This is a genomic window from Bacterioplanoides sp. (assembly GCF_965219715.1).
GTDB lineage: Bacteria > Pseudomonadota > Gammaproteobacteria > Pseudomonadales > Oceanobacteraceae > Bacterioplanoides.
On record NZ_OZ244785.1, the window covers coordinates 3,927,346 to 3,946,405 of the forward strand.

Genomic DNA, 19,060 nt, shown 5'->3' on the forward strand with positions numbered 1-19,060 from the left:
ATCGCAATATGTTTTGCCGTTACCGCTTAAATCCGCGAAAATAACGGCTTTCATTTAGCCATTCCGGATTTGTAGTGACCTCTGCTCAATCAATCACCCGCGTTGCAATTAACGGTTTTGGCCGTATTGGCCGCTGCGTGTTGCGCGCTCTTTATGAAAACGGTTATCGCGATCAGCTTCAGGTTGTTGCGATTAATGAACTGGCGGATATTGAGTCGCTCAGTTATATGTTGCGCTACGACAGTACTCATGGTCGCTTTCCGGGAGATGTCAGCGTTGCTGACGATCGCCATCTGATGGTTAATGGTGATCGCATTTGTGTGCGCCATATCGAAGATCCGGCTGAACTGAACTGGGATGAGTTGAATATTGATCTGGTGCTGGAATGTTCCGGTCAGATTACCAGTCGCGATGGTGCACAACTTCATCTGGATCGCGGTGCGTCCAGCGTGTTGATTTCCAATCCTGCCGATGCATCAGTCGATAACACCATTATTTATGGTCTGAATCATCATTCGCTGACGGCCGATCAAAGTATTGTTTCCAATGGTTCCTGTTCAACTAACTGCCTGATCCCGGTTTTAACTCTGCTGGATCAGGCCTTTGGTGTGGAAGCCGGAGTGACCACCACGATTCACTCGGCGATGAATGATCAGCCGGTGATTGATGCTTACCATTCTGACCTGCGCCGTACCCGTGCAGCCGGCCAAAGCATTATTCCGGTGGAAACCGGTTTATCAAAAGGTATTGGCCGGTTAATGCCTCATCTTGATGGCAAAATTGAAAGCCTGCACGTGCGTGTGCCAACGGCGAATGTATCAGCGCTTGACCTTAGCATTCAGCTTAAACAGAACACCACAGCGCAGACGGTGAATGAGCTGTTGCAGTCGGCTGCGGAAGGAAAATCAGCCGATCTCAATCTGAAAGGCATCGTTGGTATCAGCGCTGAGCCGCACGCGTCGATCGACTTTAATCACGATCCGAGATCCGGGGTGGTAGACGCTACTCAGACGCGGGTCAGTGGTGGCAAGTTATTAAAACTGTTGGTGTGGTTTGATAATGAATGGGGTTTTGCCAATCGTATGCTGGATACCGCAAGACTGATGTCGCAGCTGCAGCAGGCTCAACGCTAGCTGAGTCGGATCAGCGTTTTGCAGATTAAACTGATCTGTTTTTAAAACCCGGTAGCCCCTGGCTACCGGGTTTTTTGCTGTATTACTGCAGCTTTTCCTGCATGCGGGCAATGCCTTTGTCGTAAGCACTGTGCTGACGCAGCGATTTCGCTTTCTTAAAGTTGTCTAAAGCATCCTGCCAACGCTCGCTGGCTTCGTAGATACGGGCGATGTTGTAGTAGCTGCTGGCCTGAACCCGGTTTTTGCTTTTACCGCTAGCCAGTTCGATGGCCTTACGATTCGCCCATAAGGCTTCGGCGGTGCGGTTCAGCTTCTGATAGGTTAATCCTAAGTTGCTGTAAGCCTGACCATAAGATGGGTAAAGGTTAATGGCATCCTGAAACTTGTACATGGCATCTTCCAGGCGTTTTTCCTGGTACAGAGCTTCACCACGGGTGTTGATTCGTTTCGCTTCTTTCTTAATCGCCGGAGTGATTAACGAATGGCTTTCGAATGATTCGGCAGCAATCAGGCTGTCCATATGACTGGCCAGTCCGGAGCGGCTCAGGCTCAGATATTGGTTGATATCGTGGAACGCGCCATTTTCGTCGATACCAAACACAATCCAGCTGGTGGCGGTGGTATCGGGCTGTACGCGGTAGGTACGGATCAGCGTCTGGCCAACATAGACTTCAACCCGGGCATTACTAAAGCCCATGGCTTTGGAATCTTTGCGGTTGCGTGAGCCGTTGGTGTAGTCATGTACGGCATACACATAACGCTCGCCATCGTGTTTTTGTTCAATGGTAATGGTTTCCGGACCGAAGCTGTCGGTGTCATCCACATCCAGGTTGGCGTTGGTGCCGGTTTTATCGACGTAATAAACGTGGTTGTTGGGATAGCTCAGGTGAGAATCCAGATCACGCGGGGTTGCTCCCCAGGTTAATACTGCACGCAAGCCATCCAGGTTCTGCATTACCGGCGACAACGCATAGGTAAAGTCGTCACATGGACATTTCACCACCAGGGTGGAATAACCCGGCTTGTTAATGATCATGGTGGTTTCGGCATCATCAATCAGATCTGCGGGCACTTTGGCTTTACCCGCTGATGAGGTAACTGCACGTTTGGAGCTGTCGCCATTGCGCTGCCAGGTTACTTTGGCATCTTCGATGGTCTGGTCTTTGACCACAGCGCTCAGTACTGATATTTCGCCGGCCGTTGCCTGAAAGGAAAGTGCCGCTGCAGTCAGCGCCACAGATTGAATCAATGTTTTCATGTAAGTCCCTGAAATACATAACAAATAGACGAGCTAAGTTTAGAACCTTGAATCGCTTTTGTCAGTGATAATTATCTCACTTTTATGGCGATGGATACCGCCAGCGCAGCTGTTATAATGCGCGCCATCCAAATTCGCCCTTTGGCAACAAAGGGGTGCAACGGCTTATAGCAGCGGAGTGACCATGACTGTATTAAAAATGACCGATCTGGACCTGAAGGGAAAACGCGTCCTGATTCGTGAAGACTTAAACGTGCCGGTTAAAGACGGCAAAGTAACGTCTGACGTTCGTATTCGTGCGTCTTTACCGACTATTCAGCACGCGCTGGAAGCCGGTGCCAAGGTTATCGTAATGTCTCACCTGGGTCGTCCAACGGAAGGTGAATACGAAGAGAAATTCTCCATGCAGCCGGTTGCTGATCACTTAGCGGGTTTGCTGGGTCGTGATGTTAATGTGGTTAAAGATTTTAAAGCCGGTGTTGAAGTGGCTGAAGGCGAACTGGTTCTGTTAGATAACGTTCGTTTCAACAAAGGTGAGAAGAAAGACGAAGACGAGCTGGCGAAAGCGTACGCTGAGCTGTGTGATGTATTCGTTATGGACGCCTTTGGTACGGCTCACCGTGCACAAGCGTCAACTCACGGTGTGGCTAAATTTGCACCGGTTGCCTGTGCTGGCCCGTTGCTGGCTGCTGAACTGGATGCGTTAGGCAAAGCATTGGATAACCCGGCGCGTCCGCTGGTGGCGATTGTTGGTGGTTCTAAAGTTTCGACCAAACTGGAAGTGCTGGAAAGCCTGTCTGATATTTGTGATCAGATCATTGTTGGTGGTGGTATTGCGAACACCTTCCTGGCCGCTGCAGGCAAACCGGTTGGTAAGTCTCTGTGTGAAAACGACCTGATTCCAAACGCCAAAGCGCTGATGGAAAAAGTATCTATTCCGGTTCCGACCGACGTTGTGTGTGGTAAAGAATTCTCTGAAACGGCTGAGGCAACTCTGAAGTCTGCGGATGACGTGGCTGAAGACGATATGATTTTTGATATCGGTCCTGATTCTGCCAAAGCACTGGCAGAACAGCTGAAAGAAGCAAAAACCATCATCTGGAATGGCCCGGTGGGTGTATTCGAATTCGATCAGTTCGGTGAAGGCACCAAAGCGCTGTCTCTGGCAATTGCTGACTCCGACGGTTTCTCTATCGCTGGTGGCGGTGATACCTTAGCTGCCGTGGATAAGTACGAAATCGCCGATAAGGTTTCTTACATTTCCACCGGTGGTGGTGCGTTCCTGGAATTCGTTGAAGGCAAAACACTGCCAGCCGTTGCTATCCTGGAGCAACGCGCTAAATAAGCGTGTCATAATGCGCTGAGCGATTGCGCTCACAGATCTGATAAACCGGTAGTGGCATGGGTTGCTACCGGTTTTTTATTGCTTGCTGATTGTTCCAGATTAATAACCATTCTGTTTTGCTGCTATTAGAAATATAATTGTCATTATGTGAAGCAACCCGCAATATTCATCCGGGTTATCGCAGACAATTTATGCTCTGTTATGGATTTTAAACAAGGAACGTTATGGCACGCTTCTCCATCTCCGTAGGCTTACTCCCGCGATTGTTCTGCATCGCTCTGATCGCAATTACCACAGGCTGTGCTTCAGTACGTCAACCAGCCGAATTCACCATTGTGAAAACCGGATATATGCCGGATCTGGATGCTGTGCTGGTGGATGAGGAACGTCTGCACAAGCGTGACCCGTTCGGCCGTACCCTGCTGCATCAGGCGGTGTTATCCAGCAGCCGGATGATTGAACCCCTTATTAATGCCGGCATTGATGTGAATGTGACTGACAAGCGTGGCATGACGCCGTTGCACCTGGCGGTGCTGAACAGACCCGACTCGATCTCGCGGTTATTGCCGTTTAACCCTGACTTCAATCTGGCATCAACCAAGTCGATTGCGTGTACGGCAAGAAAACGCAGTAAAATTGGTCTGACGGTTAACCAGCTGATTGAATTCTGTGACCTGAACCGAGCTGCAGGCATTGTCGCCAGTTACCGCAGCGATCAGGCGTTATGGCAACAGGCACGTTTAAAAGACAGCTACGAAAGTTATCAGAAATATCTCGAAAATATGCCGCGCGGCAGCTATCGCGAAACAGCCCTTGAGCGCCAGGAATTGGCTCTGGAAAATCTGGAGAAAACACTGGAACAGAACCAGCCTTGCCCGATTACCGACAGCGAATATTATCTGCTGACGGACTCTTGTGAGAACGGTGTTGCCCATGGCGAAGGGGAGGCGAAAACCGCCCTGGGAAAACGTTTTATTGGTGAGTTTCACAAGGGTGAAATGCACCATGGCAAAATGTATGTGCATAACGATCTGGTTTGGGACGGACCTCTGGCAAACGGAATTCCACACGGCAAAGGAGTATGTCGTTATGATAATGAAATGGAAGTGTGTGAGACCTACGAAGGCAAACGAATTGATGTGTTGTTTAAACAGCGTCAGTTAATGGTTAAACAGATGGAAATGATGCAGTCACAAATGACCAGCTTACGTCACGAAGTGCGTGCTTCAGCAGTGGCTTCTTCTTCATCGTCTTCGGGAGGAAGTGACAATGGTTATGTTGTTGATTTGTTCAGCAATGATAAAGACAAGCGAACGGCAGCTCAGGTACGCGCAGCGGTCGATCTGTTTTCATTCCTGATTAAAAATGCGCGAAAAAAGAAGTGAATAAATAATGCGATATGCTCTGATGTTTTTTGCCGTGATGTTAACCGCTTGTGCTACTGAACCTTTTGTTACCGATGATGACAGTGCTGCTGCTCAATCGGCAAAAGATACTGTGCAGCAACAAGCGGAGCATCCGATTCTGGTTGTTCCTGGCGGTACGCCACCGAGCGGACGCTTCTGAGTAAAAACATGCATAAAAAAACGCCGTGCAGAGAGTCTTCTGTACGGCGTTTTTTATATACGAATCAAGCGAGGTTTAACCTGCGATGGAAGCCTGATAAATCGATTCTATGGTTTCGTTCAGTGTGCTATTAAAATCCGCATCGCTTTGCTGAGCGGAAAGCCCCTGAGTTAATGCGCGGGAGAAGCTGGCAATCATGCCAGTGTTATTACTCAGGCGAGTGTTGGATTCGTCACGGCTGTAACCACCGGAGAGCGCAACGACTTTAATAACGTTCGCCTGTTCGATGCATTCTTTATAGAAATTAGCCTGTTCTGGCAGAGTAACTTTTAGCATCACTTTCTGATCGGCATTAAGCTGCTGCAGGTTTTCGATTAACGCTTGTTTCAGCAGTGCTTCCGCTTCAGCTTTTTGCGGGCAGTTGATATCCACTTCCGGTTCGATAATCGGTACCAGACCCGCAGCAATGATTTGTTTTCCGACTTCAAACTGTTGCGCCACAACAGCCTTAATACCTTCGGCATTGGCCTGTTTGATCACCGAGCGCATTTTGGTTCCAAATACGTCCTGGGTGTTAGCTTTGGCCAGCAGCTGATCCAGTTCTGGCATAGGTTTCATCAGTTGAACGCCGTCGGCTTCATCGGCCAGACCCTTATCCACTTTCAGAAACGGCACAACCTGTTTTTCCTGCCATAAATAATGGGCAGATGATTTTCCTTCAATCTCACGATCCAGCGTATTCTCAAACAGAATGGCACCTAATACACGCTGACCATCAAACGCCTGATCGGTGATGATGCGGGTGCGCATCTCGTGCACCTTGGCAAACATGGCTTCATCACCATCGTATTCCGACTCTTCAACACCATACAGCTTTAATGCTTTGGGGGTGCTGCCACCACTTTGATCCAGTGCGGCAACAAATCCATTTTGACTGATGACTTTTTCCAGCATGGCTTGCTGTGCTGATGAGGCCATTGTGTAACGCTCCTGAGGTATCGTTAAAAGTTAGGGTGTCCGTAACCCTGAGAATCCGGTGGGCATTTTTAAGCTTTTTTGCGTTAAATTTCAATGAATAATTCTGATTCTCATTTGTGTGAGATTTGATATTCGGGGTCTGAAAGTCTGCCTTTGAGTGGTACAATGCCGCCAACCGTGAACCCCCATTATTAGAAGGTAATACAATGGCCCTGATTAGCATGCGTCAAATGCTGGATCACGCCGCCGAATTTGGCTACGGCGTGCCTGCTTTTAACGTTAACAACCTTGAACAAATGCGCGCCATCATGGAAGCGGCGGACAAAACTGACTCTCCAGTTATTGTTCAGGCTTCTGCTGGTGCCCGTAAGTATGCAGGTGCTCCTTTCCTGCGCCACCTGATTCTGGCAGCAATCGAAGAATTCCCACATATTCCTGTGTGTATGCACCAGGACCACGGTGCTTCTCCAACTGTATGTCAGCGTTCTATCCAGCTGGGTTTCAGCTCGGTCATGATGGACGGTTCTCTGGGTGAAGACGGCAAAACGCCAATGTCTTATGAGTACAACGTTGATGTGACCAAGCGCACCGTAGAAATGGCACACGGTTGTGGTGTTTCTGTTGAAGGTGAGCTGGGTGTTCTGGGTTCTCTGGAAACCGGTCAGGCCGGTGAAGAAGACGGTGTCGGTGCTGAAGGCACTCTGACTCACGATCAGATGCTGACCGATCCGGAAGAAGCTGCTGACTTCGTTAAGCAAACCGGTGTTGATGCACTGGCGATTGCTTGTGGTACTTCCCACGGTGCTTATAAGTTCACTCGTCCACCAACGGGTGACATTCTGGCGATTGACCAGATTAAAGAAATTCACAAGCGTATCCCGGATACTCACCTGGTAATGCACGGTTCTTCTTCTGTACCGCAGGAGTGGCTGGCGATTATCAATGAATTCGGTGGTGATATTCCTGAAACTTACGGTGTGCCGGTTGAGCAGATCGTTGAAGGCATCAAACACGGCGTGCGCAAAGTAAACATCGATACTGACCTGCGTCTGGCATCGACCGGTGCTATCCGTCGCTTTATGGCAGAAAACCCGGGTGAGTTTGATCCACGTAAATATCTGGCTCAGTCTGTTAAGGCTATGTCTCAGATCTGTGTTGATCGTTATGAAGCTTTTGGCACTGCCGGTAACGCTTCAAAGATCAAGGCACTGTCTCTGGATGCGATGTTTGATCGTTACCAGTCTGGTGAACTGGATCCGAAAATTGCTTAATTTCAGGCAATTCTGATCGTTCTGAAAAACCGGCCCAGGCCGGTTTTTTATTGCCTGCGATTTATGGCTCTGGTCGGGATAAATTCGTCGAATGTAAAAAGACCACTCAAAAAGTATGTGAATTGATCTGGATCAATTTTTTTCCCAATCCTCTCCCTAAACTACTGAGTAATTACTAAACAGCAACAGGGATGGCTAGGAAATATGGACCATTTCGAGTGGACCGAGGACCTCAACCTCGGTATCGATATTATTGACTCTCAACATAAGCGCATTGTCGATTACATCAACGAGATTAACGTCGCGATTTTTCATGAAGACGTAGCGATGATCTTTGATGTGATGGAGCGCTTGAAAGACTACACCCTTGATCACTTCGCTTTTGAAGAGCAACTGATGAACCAAGCTGGTTACGTGCTGCTGGAAGCTCATCAGCAAGTACATCGTCGTTTCGAAGATAAAATCAAAAAGCTCGAAGACTCGTTGTTAAACGGCCAGGATCCGTTTGGCGTTGCTCGCCGCATCCGCACTTCGTTGATGGCGTGGCTGATTCAGCACATTAAACATGAAGATGTGGACTATGTGCCGGTGGTTAAAAAGGTGCTGAATAAAAAACAAGGCTGGATTAACGCCGCGCTTGATCGCATTTTTGGTCAGACTGAAGAAGCCTGAGTGATCATATTCTGCAATTAACCGCTAATTCAGGTATCTTGCTGTCCTTTAACTCAATTCAGGGACGGAAGATGTTCAGAACCTTGTTCGCTAAAGGTGTTTGTTTCCTTTTAAGCGCCTTTCTTATATCTGGCGCGGCAGCGCAAACTTCACGAGAATTCAGAGCTGATCATACCGTGGGCGTTGATCTGGGGTTGTCGCTGGTCTCTCTGCCATTCCCGGGCTCAAAAGGCGCTGCTGTTAACTTCAACTTGTCGGATCAGTGGCAGCTTGGCTTGTCTTATATGAACAGTGGCTTCGAAGTAAACTTTTCCAAGCTTAAGTTAGCGGGTTTTAAAGAGCGGCATGCAGGTCTGGTATTACGTCGTTTTTTTGGTAACAGCTTTAATCTCAGTGGTGCTTATGTGTATCGCAGTAATGAGGTGTTTCTGGACCCGGAGATTTACAATATTCCGGTAACAGACCAGGGCTTCCGCACGGAAGCTGAGACCCATATGGCGCAACTGGGCATTTCTAATCACTGGCAGTTTGATAACTGGAGTATGGCGGTGGACTGGATCACTCTGACATTGCCACTATCTGGTGAAGTGACTCAATCTGTTCAGGAGCGGGTATCAGAAGGAGATCGCGATACGGTAAGACGCGCAGAGAATGTACTCACCTGGTATCCAAACCTTGCACTTGCTACGTTGCGTGTTGGTTATATGTTTTAACTGGTTCGACTGTCCGGCCCGAAGCTTCGGGCCGTTAATCTGCTCAGCGAGCAGCCATATAGTCTTTGTAGCCGCGGGTATCATTCAGCTGAATTTTTGAGCGCACAAAGATGCCGTTACCACGGCCGAGTTCCCGTCCTTCTTCGTCGTAAACTACTGCCTCAGCAATCCACTGGCTGCGGTTCTTATTCACAACCTTGCCCTTGGCGATCATTTTACCGCTGGCAATCGGACGGGTGATGTAAGTGGTAAACGAGGTGGTTAATACAAACACCTCTTCTTCTAACGAGTTCGCTGCAAAAAATGCGGCATCATCCAGCATTTTAAAATACACCGAGCCATGGGTGGCGCCTGCCGTGTGGAACATGGACGGCTGGATATCGATGGTGATTTCGGCTTCTGCTTCGCTGATGGTCATCACCGGCTTGTAATACTCGTTTACCGGAGCGCATTGGTACATCTCTTCCAGTGCGCGGTAATGATCGTCTTTCTGCTGAGAATCGCTCATATAAGCCTCATAGTTTTTGTAATAGTTGTCTGAGTTGTTGTTGCTCTGCATTTGTCAGTGCAGTTAAGAATTCTTCGTTGGCGGGCTGTTGACGCGACTTAAGCTGCTCTGCAATCTCCCGGCCTTGCTCACTGTAGTTAATGTGTAATACCCGACGGTCAGAGTCACTGGGCTTGCGCTCAACCAATTGCAGGTTCAGCAGGCGATCAATCACACCGGTCAGCGTGGCATTATCAAGAGCGCAGTGCTCCGCCAGTTGTTGGCTGGTGGGATTGCTGAGGTCCAGCATAAACGTCAGTACCTTGGCCTGGGTTGCCGTCAGTTGCAGGTCTTTAACCCGGCTATGCCAGTGTTTACCGGCGGAACGTGCGGCTTTATTGAGCAGATGAAAAATGCAGTCGTCGTTTTTCATATTGTTTTGCGTGCAAAATATTTGAGTGCATACTAATTATTCGTAGAAAGCGGGGCAAGACTTTCTGGTCTTTTATGACAGGATGCTGATCTGATGTTGGAAAATAGAGGCCATTGCAGGACAGAGGAAGCCAATTGTTAATTTTTTGTTGCAGTGATATTTCATTAACCGGTAAGCTTCGATCCATATTTTATAAGAATAATGGCTTAAATTTACTGACGTTTGAGCCAAATAAAGAATCAGCCAACAAAAAAATAACAGGTGGCTCGCCAATGAAAACTTCTTTAACTCTTGCCATGGGTAGCATGCTGACGCTGGCTGCAATCGATAGCCATGCATTCACTCAGCCAACGCACAAACGTATCGTTACTGATGCTGTGGCTTATATGAAAGCGAACCCGGGTACAACCAACTTTGCCAAGCTGGAAGCGGCTGCTAAAGCGGCAGGCCTGACGGTAGAACAGTTTGGTGATGCAATTGGCCAGGGCGCCTATGACGTCGATGATTTCAAAGACACTTATCTGTGTGGCGCGGTAACCGGCGACTGTGTTCAGGCTCCGGTATTCGGTATTGGTAGCTTTGTTGCAACTTACACCGCCTGGTGGCACTTCCAGAACCACTCTCGCAGCGGTGATGTTCACGGTAACGATATTCCTGGCTACAACAACAGCCAGATTCCGGTAAAAGGTACTGAAGATAAGCTGTTAGGTGCCTGGTTAGTTGGCGATCACCTGGACGATGGTAAAGGTGGTATGACGGGCTGGTGCTTCTGGCGCTGGTGTAATGAAGATTCCGAGTACAACTCCTACGGTATTACTGAAAAGAACTACCGTCTGGATACTCACTCTCATAAGTCTCATTACGAAGATTTCGAAAAAGCGGCGTTCCAGCCAATCGATAACCTGGGTCAGTACTGGTACAACCAGTTCCTGAAAAAGCCAACGGCTCAGACCTTGGGTTTCGCTCTGCACACAACTGACTTGTTGCAGCCGCACCACACCTGGTCAACTTCTGCTAACAACCACGGTGGTTGGGAGTCTTGGGTACAGGACAACTACGACAAGAAAAACATGAATGATTCAGCTGCAGTAACCGAAGCACTGAAGTCTTTCACACCGGTTCCTAAAGGTCAGAACGATATTCGTCCACTGCTGACCGAAGGCGGCGCAATCTCTTACAGCCGTGGTGGTATTGTACTGAGCAGCACCAGTGATGCGGATCGTAGCGAGACGGCACAGATTGTTATTCCTCATGCGATTGCAATGACCGTTCATGTGCTGAACCACGCAGTTGAACGCTTCTGATTAATCGTCAGACTGCGTAAGGAAGGCGGACTCAGGTCCGCCTTTTTTGTTTTAATGGCTCCATAATTAAACGCTATCGTGTCACCGCTTTTCCTGAGACAAAAATGAAGAAATTATTTAACTTCTGCCGCAACGCATCATTCGCTGCCACTCTGATTCTGGCGACTTCCACAGCTATGTCGGCTGTTCATAATGATATTAAAGATCCTCGGCTCGTTGCGCGTATGGGTGAGCTGACACTGAGTGCGCCGGTACTTGAAATTTTCTGGCGTTCTTATAACCATCCAAGCCAGCCGGTGAGTCCGCCGCAGGCGATGCAGCGCATTGTGGATGATGCTTTGCTGGCTGCTTATGCGCGTGAGAATTTACCCGCCGAATTATTAGCGGAAGAAAACAAAGTGGGTTTTTTACGTCAGGTGCAGCGTGAAGACCGCAGTGTTGCGTTGCTGCGCAAAGCCCATGAAAAAGATTTGTTTGCGGCCATTCAGGCATTACCGGAAAAGTCACTGGATGGCATTCTGACTTTTAATCCACAGCTGACAGCTGAACAATACAAAGCAATATTTGCTCTGAATTCCAGCGTCAATATCGAGGCAACCGCGGAGCAGGAAAACGTTGCCCGCAATACCCAGGTGGCTGAAATTGATTTGGGAAATAAAAAAGTCAGTCTGAGTCTGTGGGATATTTATCGTCGCCAGAATGTTCAGGGGCGCTTGTCTATGCTCAATGCCGACCTGAAACATTTACATGCCGAGGCCCGTCAGCGTGCCGGTTCTTTATTTGTTATGAACTGGGCAGAAAATAACATTCCGGCGGAAGACGTTGCCGCGGTACAGCAGATTGTTGCTAACGAGCAGGATAAAACGGTACTACTGCAAAGCATGGGTTTATACGCTGATGTCCATGACGACAACCCGGTATTACGCCAGCGCGCAGAGCAAATCCCGCAAGATCAGGTGCTGGCTTTCTACAACGAGCACAAAGATGAATTTGCCGTGGTCGAAAAAGTAAAAGCCCGCCATATTCAGCTGGCAACGCAGGAGCAGGCTGACAAAGTAAAACATGAGCTGGAACATGGTTTGAGTTTTGAGGATGCCATTGCCCGGTATTCGATTGCTGACGATAAAAATGCCAAAGTTCCCGGCGACCTTGGTTGGTTAATTCGTAAAGACAGCAATCGTGGCTGGATTCATTCCGTTGCCTTTGCGCATCAGAAAGGACAAACGTCGATGCCGTTTCGTAGCCCACAAGGTGACGGCAAAGTGGTTTACGAAATTCTCTATATCGATGAACGGGAAGATGGTTACCTGGACGTAACGGATGCAACGGTGCATTACGAAGCCAGTCGCGATATTGCGTTAAAACAACTGAAAAACGAATTTTATGCCCTGCAGCAAAAATTACGTAACAGTGCGGATGTACACCTTAATCCCCAAGCTTTTAAACGTCGGAAAAAACCATGAAGTGGAGTGTTGCAGTTGCAGTCGCTGCATTGCTGACTGTGTTACTGCTGAACCTGAAAAATGACGAGCTGGTTCAGATTCAGTCGGGTGAAAGTGTTTCAGCCGTTATGGCAGACGGTGATCCGTTGGAGCCGGTTAAGCCTGCAGTGGTGGCTGTGCCTCAGACCGTTGACGCGGTTGAGCCGGAGACAGAATCCGTTATTGAGCCCCGTGCGGAGATTGAACTCGACCAGCAGGCGATAGCATCCTTTCGCGACAGCATTGAAAACGGCGACCCGAGAGCACCGGCTTTAAATCAAAGCCGGCAGCGTGATGAAGAGCCGTCGCCAGAGCAACTGGAAGATCCGCAGCAATACGAACAATACGAACGGCGTCAGAAGATGCGTGTTTACCGTGCTTATGTTGAAGCGAGTAAAAGCAAAGTTGCAGAGTTGGAAAAAATGATTGAGCGTGGCCAGCGCGAAGGCGTGGATGAGGAGCAGCTTGAATTTGCCCGTAATAAAATTAAGGGTATTCAGGAAATGGCTGAAGAACTGAAACGTGAATATCCGGATATTATGGAAGATAACTACGCACCAGCCGATGATTGGCTGACGAATAATCTTGGTGTTGAAGATCCACAGGCCGCTGAAAATAATAACTAACGGTTAATATTTTAAACGTTGTTTCAGGAAACGAAGGGTCATCAATCAGGTAAAAAAAACGGACGAAAAATAACTCGTCCGTCTAAAAATAGAGTGGAAAGGTGAATTTACCGCTAATTTCCATCAATCACAATAAGACCTTTAACTTAATTGTCATACTCGGTTATTTGACGCAGTTTTGCGTCAAATAACTGCTGATAATTATGTCTTTTAATGGATTAAAGATTCTGTTGCGCGGTATCTTTAATTTTCTGAACCATGGAGCGTAAGCCATTACCCCGGGTCGGGCTCAGATGTTTCACCAGGTCAACGCCATCAAAATACGCGTCAATATCAAAAGCGATAATATCTGCGGCAGATTTGTGGTTGTACGCTGCCAGCACAACACACAATAAACCTTTCACAATGTGAGCGTCGGAGTCGGCTTCAAAGCTTAAGACACCGTCATTGATTTCACTATCAATCCAAACCTGGCTCTGGCAGCCGCGCAGCAGGAAATCATCGTTCTTTTTGTCGTCAGCCATTGCCGGCAGCTGTTTGCCCAGATCAATGATGTATTTGTAACGTTCTTCCCAGTCGTCAAAAAATCCCAGTGTATCGAGAATATCGTCGCTGGTTATGTCGTTACCAAAAGTGTTTTGTGTAATTGCCATAATACTTCTGAATCAAAGGGTTTCGATAAAGGTTTTGATGCGCTGTGCCGCTTCAATACATTCTTCTACGCTGGCAACCAGTGCCATACGCACCCGGCCTTCACCCGGATTAATGCCATCAATTGTACGGGATAGATAAGAGCCGGGCAGGACTGTAACGTGTTGCTGAGCGAATAACTGCTGGGCAAATGTTTCTTCATTCACCGGTGTCTTCAGCCACAAATAAAAGCTGGCGTCGGTTTGCTGAACATCAGCAACCGGTTGCAGTATTTCTAATACGGCACGGAATTTTTCGGTGTACTGACGACGGTTTTCCTCGACATGTTGCTCGTCATTCCAGGCAGCAATACTGGCCAGCTGAGTCTGGATTGGCATCGCGCAGCCGTGGTAGGTGCGGTACAGCAGGAAAGGCTTGAGTAAGTCGGCATCACCGGCGATAAAACCGGAACGTAATCCCGGCAGGTTGGAGCGCTTGGACAATGAATGAAACACCACACAACGCTTGTAATCGTTGCGGCCTAAGCGCTGACACGCTTCCAGCAGTCCGATAGGCGCTTCCTTACTGTCGACAAAAATCTCTGAGTAGCACTCGTCGCTGGCAATAATAAAGTCGTGTTTGTCTGCCAGCTCAATCAGCTTGCTGAGTTGTTCAAATGGAATCACCGCGCCGGTTGGGTTACCCGGAGAACACAGGAACAACAACTGACAGTCATCCCATACCTGAGGAGCGACTTTGTCGAAGTCCGGCATAAAGCCGTTCTCTTCTAAGCAAGGCAAGAAATGAGGCTCTGCGCCTGCGAGGTAAGCTGCACCTTCATAGATCTGATAAAACGGATTCGGGCTGACAACCAGAGGGTTGCTGGCGCTGCGATCAACTGCGGCCTGAGTGAAAGCGAAAATAGCCTCACGGGTACCGTTTACCGGAATGACCTGAGAAACCGCATCAATCGCATCAAGCGAGAAGCGTTGTTTCAGCCAGTCGGCAATGGCCTGATTCAGCTCTGGCAGACCTTTGGTGGTCGGGTAATTTTCCAGTCGCTTAATATTGCCGGTCAGAGCCTGCTGGACAAAGTCCGGCGCCGGATGTTTTGGCTCACCAATCGATAAAGCAATGTGTGGCAGCTCGGTATTCGGTGATACCGCCGCTTTTAATTTTGTTAGTTTTTCGAACGGATAAGGCTGTAATTTGTTAAGATCCGGATTCATACCACACCAGTGTTCTGCAAGCGTTATTCGGGGCGGCAGTATACCAGTTTGTGATAGTGGCTGCTGCCGTTGTTATGCTGGTTAAAATACACTGAGAAAAATAATAGGTTCGTTACGCAGGAAGCTTGATACAAGCCAAGTCAGTCGCTGACGGGTTGGCTTTAAATTGAACTATGGGAATATTTTTACGCTCGTATCGCTTGGCCATGATGTGTGGAATTTTGCTTCTGTTCCTCGTGCCAACGACCATTATCAGTGCATCCCCCGTGGCATCGGTTGCCCGCCAGGGCGTGCTTAATGCTGCTGATTGGGCGCCGGAATCCGGCAATCTGTTGCTGTCCGGAGAATGGGGTTTTTCCTGGCAGCGACTCGACTCCCCCGCACAATGGCAACAACCCGGACCTCCCTGGTTTGTTATGCCCTCTACCTGGGATTCCAGCGGTACCGCTGGCTGGCATCATTCTGGCCAGGGTTACGCCAGCTTCTACCTGAAAGTGACACAACTGCCGCCTGGCAAAGAATACGCTGTGTTTGTTCCTGAAGTGTCGACCGCTTTCCGGTTGTTTGCCAACGGTAAACTGATCACCGAAGGTGGTCGTGTTGCTACGGCAGCCCGGGATGGCGAGGCCTATATTGGAAATCGTTGGGCCGTTTTAGGTGAAGTGCCCGGTAACGAATTACAGCTGGTGCTTCAGGTTGGTAACTTTCACCACAACAGTGGTGGCCCCTGGCAACCGATTGAGCTGGGCCTGCGCCAGCCATTAACGGAGGGATTCTATTTTCGTCAGTTGTACGATGCTCTGATCTCACTATTGATGATCATCATGGCGGGGTTGCTGATTCTTGAATATCTGGTTGATCCCAAAGACCGTGCGGGGTTGTGGTTGGGATTGCTGGCTCTGGCGCTGGGATTACGCATCGGCATCGTTGGTAATGCGCCGTTTTACTGGTTACTGGATTTCCAGCTGCCCTGGACGTTACATATGCGTCTGGCGTACATCTCTATGCTGGTCAGCCCGCTGTTTTTCCTGGCCTGGATTCATAACAGTTTTCCGCAGGATCTGAAGCGTCGCACCAGCCTGTTAGTTTCCTTGCCCTTTGCGCTGAGCGCCTTGTTGTGTCTGATTCTGCCACCGCTGTGGTTCACCCAGCTGCTCGGGCTGTTCAGCGTTATGTTGTTGCTGGTGGTGCTGATTGGCTGCGTGTTGTTGTTACAGATCAGCTGGCGCCGCCGTCATGGTTCATTGCTGTTACTGGCCGGGCTGATTGCTCTGGGTGGAGCCGTGGTCCATGACCTGATGCTGAATAATCAGCTGATTCAGGGCAGCCCATGGATCGGCACCGGCCTGCTGCTGTTTATTCTGACTCAGACCAGTAACTTCCTCAGCCTCAGGGTGATGCAGCGCCGTCAGATTGAATTTCTCAGTCGTGAGTTGGCATCGGCTAATCGTGAGCTGGAGCGGCGGGTTGAATTGCGAACCCGTGATCTGGCTGATAAAGCCCATGCGCTGGAGATGGCGAACAACCAGCTGCAGATTCTGGCGAATGTGGATGGTTTAACCGGATTACTGAACCGCCGGGCGTTTATTGAGCAGATGCAGCAGCTGGGGGAGTTGTCGGTTAACGTTGCGCTGCTATGGATCGATCTCGATCACTTCAAACACATTAACGACAACCACGGCCATGTGGCCGGTGATCATGTGCTGAAACGTTTTGGTCAGTTATTACGTGAGCTGGCACGGGACCAGGACCGCATTGGCCGACTTGGCGGGGAAGAGTTTGCCTTGCTGTTGCTGGATTGTGATCAACCTGGCGCGGTGGTGTACGCCAAGCGCCTGCAGGCGGCATTAACTCAGCTGAAATTTGAAGACTATCCGGATTTGCGCAACGTCACCGCCAGTATTGGCATTGCCATTGGCCGCCTGGGGGAAGACAGCTGGGAAGAGCTGGTTATCCAGGCGGATGAAGCCATGTATGAAGTGAAACGCAACGGCCGCAACGGTTACCGTTTCAGCTGAGCGCTGGCTGGGTCTGCTGTGCGGTAAGGCAATAATAAGCGCTGCCGGTTAATTGCTTGGCCTGCTTTTTCGCTTTGGCAGCCAGATTCGCCATATGCTGGGCGCTGCCGTCATCGATCAGCGAGGACGGCACAATACCAATCGAAATCCCCAATAACGGAAACTGGCCATGGTTGCCATTGCGGTCGCTGCCGCAAATATAGCCACGCTGCCAGTCCTGCTCGTTATGGTAATCACGCCTGCCCTGATCAAAAGCGGCGATAAAATCGGCACACAGGGCGGTAAAGTCATCACGTTCGGTAATTACAATAAAATCATCGCCACCCACGTGGCCAATAAAACACTCCTGACTGCAATGTTGTTGCAGCAGTTTCCCCAACCAGCGTAATACCGAATCTCCCTGGCGATAACCGTAGTGATCGTTGTACGGTTTAAAGAAATTCAGATCGACATAACACAGGTGGAAGCGTTTATTGAGTCGCAGTCGCCGTTCAATTTCTTCATCAATAGGTACGTTGCCTGGCAGCAAGGTTAAAGGGTTGGCGTAGCGGGCTTTTTGTATCTGGCTGTCGGTGATGCATTTCAGCAAATCCTTGGTGTTGACGACACCCTGATAACGCCCCATATGAGTGACGATAAAATGCTGGCGCAGGTAATGGTCTTCGTCGTCGGTGATGATTTTACTGACGGCTTCCAGGCTCATGGCCGCATCGACAATTAAAGGATCCTGCTGCATCAGCAGTGATACATCCTTGCGCTCGTACAGGGCACGGCCATACGGCAGGGCAAACATTTCCAGCAGCTTGCGACGGTGTAACAGGCCTGCTGGCCGCTCATTTTCGATTACCGGAATCGACATCAGTTGCTGATCGTTGCGAAACAATTCATCCGCTTCCGCCAGGCTGGCATCGGCGCTGACGCAGGTTGCCGGCTGACAAAGCTGAGATACCGGTTGCTCCAGCGGGCTGCCGTTACGGCGCCGATGTTCCTGGCGCTCTCCACTGGGGGTTAACACCTGGGGCTTTATCTGTGGCCGCCCCAGCAGGTAGCCCTGGCCAAGGTGAATGCCCAGACTACGGATTAGCTGCAGTTCGGCGGGTTGTTCGATGCCTTCGGCAATAACTTCGCATTTCAGCTGCTCGCATAAATCCACCACTGATGTGACAAAGGCTTGCTTCACCGTGTCCTGATCAATCCGGTCGATAAAATGGCGATCGATTTTGACAAAATCCGGTTTTACTTCGGACCACAATTTCAGCCCGGAATAACCGCTGCCGAGGTCGTCGATGGCAATGCTGAAACCGAGGGATTTGAGACGCCCGATCTGGTCGATGAAGAGATCCATCTGGGTAATCGGAAAGCGTTCTGAAATTTCCAAGACCACCTGAGAAGGGCTGATTGCCAGCTCTTCAAGCCGCTGCAGCAGTAACCGCTCTTCAAACGCCAGCTGGTCAAGGCTTTGTGGTGTGATGTTAATAAACAACAAGCCATCAACATCGCTGTGGCAAAAATGGAACAGCGCTGAGCGCAAACACAGACGTTCCAGTTGCGGAACCTGCTCGAATTGCTGTGCCGCCTGAAACATTAAGTCAGGCCGCTGCAACATGTGCCCGGGCTCTCCACGAGTGAGGGCCTCATAACCCAGAGCCTGGAAATTTCGCAGGTCAACGATGGGTTGTAATACGGTAAATATGGCTTCCCTGCTGAGTAGATCATCCAAGCTGACTTCCAGCAATTGTGGCGCCATAAACAGTTCTCAGCAAACTTATCAGTAACACCCTATAACGCTGACATGACAGAAATATGACCGCTAAACGAATGGTCTGTCGTAATTTTTCCAGTGAAAATCACTATTTCTGACTGGTCGTTTTTCAGCCATCGAATGGTGCCATTTTGCGTCATTTATGCATCGAAAT

The 19,060-nt window shown here is 49.3% G+C and carries 18 protein-coding genes; 11 read left to right on the top strand and 7 right to left on the bottom strand.

Annotated elements, in window-relative coordinates; all coding sequences use genetic code 11:
- The first annotated feature begins 74 nt into the window (after positions 1-74).
- Positions 75-1,133 (top strand): type I glyceraldehyde-3-phosphate dehydrogenase, encoded by a 1,059-nt coding sequence (locus tag ACOQOZ_RS18300; protein WP_420589591.1) that lies wholly within the window; start codon positions 75-77, stop codon positions 1,131-1,133.
- A gap of 82 nt (positions 1,134-1,215) precedes the next feature.
- Here the strand turns inward: ACOQOZ_RS18300 and ACOQOZ_RS18305 are convergent, their stop codons facing one another.
- Complete coding sequence (locus tag ACOQOZ_RS18305; RefSeq protein WP_420589592.1) at positions 1,216-2,391, bottom strand: tetratricopeptide repeat protein; 1,176 nt, start codon at positions 2,389-2,391, stop codon at positions 1,216-1,218.
- 184 nt (positions 2,392-2,575) lie between these two features.
- Here ACOQOZ_RS18305 and ACOQOZ_RS18310 point away from each other — a divergent pair, with 184 nt between their 5' ends.
- The 3 genes from ACOQOZ_RS18310 to ACOQOZ_RS18320 all read left to right on the top strand — a co-directional run bounded on the left by ACOQOZ_RS18310 (position 2,576) and on the right by ACOQOZ_RS18320 (position 5,302).
- Positions 2,576-3,736 (top strand): phosphoglycerate kinase, encoded by a 1,161-nt coding sequence (locus tag ACOQOZ_RS18310; RefSeq protein WP_420589593.1) that lies wholly within the window; start codon positions 2,576-2,578, stop codon positions 3,734-3,736.
- Positions 3,737-3,960: 224 nt separating this feature from the next.
- A complete protein-coding gene (locus ACOQOZ_RS18315) occupies positions 3,961-5,121 on the top strand; it encodes an ankyrin repeat domain-containing protein (RefSeq protein ID WP_420589594.1) in 1,161 nt (386 codons plus the stop codon).
- Between the two features lie 7 nt (positions 5,122-5,128).
- Complete coding sequence (locus ACOQOZ_RS18320) at positions 5,129-5,302, top strand: hypothetical protein (RefSeq protein WP_420589595.1); 174 nt, start codon at positions 5,129-5,131, stop codon at positions 5,300-5,302.
- Between the two features lie 75 nt (positions 5,303-5,377).
- Here the strand turns inward: ACOQOZ_RS18320 and ACOQOZ_RS18325 are convergent, their stop codons facing one another.
- The gene (locus ACOQOZ_RS18325) at positions 5,378-6,280 is read right to left on the bottom strand and encodes a fructose bisphosphate aldolase (RefSeq protein WP_420589596.1); all 903 of its coding nucleotides are present in this window, start codon (positions 6,278-6,280) and stop codon (positions 5,378-5,380) included.
- 206 nt (positions 6,281-6,486) lie between these two features.
- Between ACOQOZ_RS18325 and fba the strand changes: the two genes are divergently transcribed.
- From fba to ACOQOZ_RS18340, 3 genes are all read left to right on the top strand, one after another.
- On the top strand, positions 6,487-7,551 hold the full coding sequence (fba, locus tag ACOQOZ_RS18330; protein WP_068657787.1) for a class II fructose-bisphosphate aldolase: 1,065 nt from the start codon (positions 6,487-6,489) through the stop codon (positions 7,549-7,551).
- Between the two features lie 204 nt (positions 7,552-7,755).
- Positions 7,756-8,223 carry a bacteriohemerythrin gene (locus tag ACOQOZ_RS18335; RefSeq protein ID WP_420589597.1) on the top strand — a complete coding sequence of 156 codons (468 nt, stop codon included), beginning with the start codon at positions 7,756-7,758 and terminating at the stop codon, positions 8,221-8,223.
- A gap of 71 nt (positions 8,224-8,294) precedes the next feature.
- Positions 8,295-8,936, top strand: coding sequence for a hypothetical protein (locus tag ACOQOZ_RS18340; RefSeq protein WP_420589598.1), 642 nt, complete (start codon positions 8,295-8,297; stop codon positions 8,934-8,936).
- A gap of 43 nt (positions 8,937-8,979) precedes the next feature.
- On the opposite strand, the gene ACOQOZ_RS18345 is transcribed toward ACOQOZ_RS18340, so the two are convergent.
- Positions 8,980-9,444 carry a PaaI family thioesterase gene (locus ACOQOZ_RS18345; RefSeq protein ID WP_420589599.1) on the bottom strand — a complete coding sequence of 155 codons (465 nt, stop codon included), beginning with the start codon at positions 9,442-9,444 and terminating at the stop codon, positions 8,980-8,982.
- A 7-nt stretch (positions 9,445-9,451) separates the two neighbouring features.
- Complete coding sequence (locus ACOQOZ_RS18350) at positions 9,452-9,856, bottom strand: MarR family winged helix-turn-helix transcriptional regulator (protein ID WP_420589600.1); 405 nt, start codon at positions 9,854-9,856, stop codon at positions 9,452-9,454.
- Between the two features lie 272 nt (positions 9,857-10,128).
- Here ACOQOZ_RS18350 and ACOQOZ_RS18355 point away from each other — a divergent pair, with 272 nt between their 5' ends.
- The 3 genes from ACOQOZ_RS18355 (at position 10,129) to ACOQOZ_RS18365 (ending at position 13,267) form a co-directional block, all read left to right on the top strand.
- Complete coding sequence (locus ACOQOZ_RS18355) at positions 10,129-11,160, top strand: phospholipase (protein ID WP_420589601.1); 1,032 nt, start codon at positions 10,129-10,131, stop codon at positions 11,158-11,160.
- Between the two features lie 104 nt (positions 11,161-11,264).
- Positions 11,265-12,623, top strand: coding sequence for a peptidylprolyl isomerase (locus ACOQOZ_RS18360; protein ID WP_420589602.1), 1,359 nt, complete (start codon positions 11,265-11,267; stop codon positions 12,621-12,623).
- A complete protein-coding gene (locus ACOQOZ_RS18365) occupies positions 12,620-13,267 on the top strand; it encodes a hypothetical protein (protein ID WP_420589603.1) in 648 nt (215 codons plus the stop codon). Before ACOQOZ_RS18360 ends, ACOQOZ_RS18365 begins: the two co-directional genes overlap by 4 nt.
- 218 nt (positions 13,268-13,485) lie before the next feature.
- Here ACOQOZ_RS18365 and ACOQOZ_RS18370 read toward each other — a convergent pair whose 3' ends face one another.
- Positions 13,486-13,920 (bottom strand): SufE family protein, encoded by a 435-nt coding sequence (locus tag ACOQOZ_RS18370; protein ID WP_420589604.1) that lies wholly within the window; start codon positions 13,918-13,920, stop codon positions 13,486-13,488.
- A gap of 12 nt (positions 13,921-13,932) precedes the next feature.
- Complete coding sequence (dapC, locus tag ACOQOZ_RS18375; protein WP_420589605.1) at positions 13,933-15,126, bottom strand: succinyldiaminopimelate transaminase; 1,194 nt, start codon at positions 15,124-15,126, stop codon at positions 13,933-13,935.
- Positions 15,127-15,347: 221 nt separating this feature from the next.
- On the opposite strand from dapC, the gene ACOQOZ_RS18380 reads away from it, so the two are divergent.
- The gene (locus ACOQOZ_RS18380) at positions 15,348-17,144 is read left to right on the top strand and encodes a diguanylate cyclase (protein WP_420589606.1); all 1,797 of its coding nucleotides are present in this window, start codon (positions 15,348-15,350) and stop codon (positions 17,142-17,144) included.
- On the opposite strand, the gene ACOQOZ_RS18385 is transcribed toward ACOQOZ_RS18380, so the two are convergent.
- Positions 17,137-18,891, bottom strand: a complete 1,755-nt coding sequence (locus ACOQOZ_RS18385) for a GGDEF domain-containing protein (RefSeq protein ID WP_420589607.1) — start codon at positions 18,889-18,891, stop codon at positions 17,137-17,139. The two genes, ACOQOZ_RS18380 and ACOQOZ_RS18385, sit on opposite strands and share 8 nt — an antisense overlap.
- Positions 18,892-19,060: the final 169 nt, after the last annotated feature.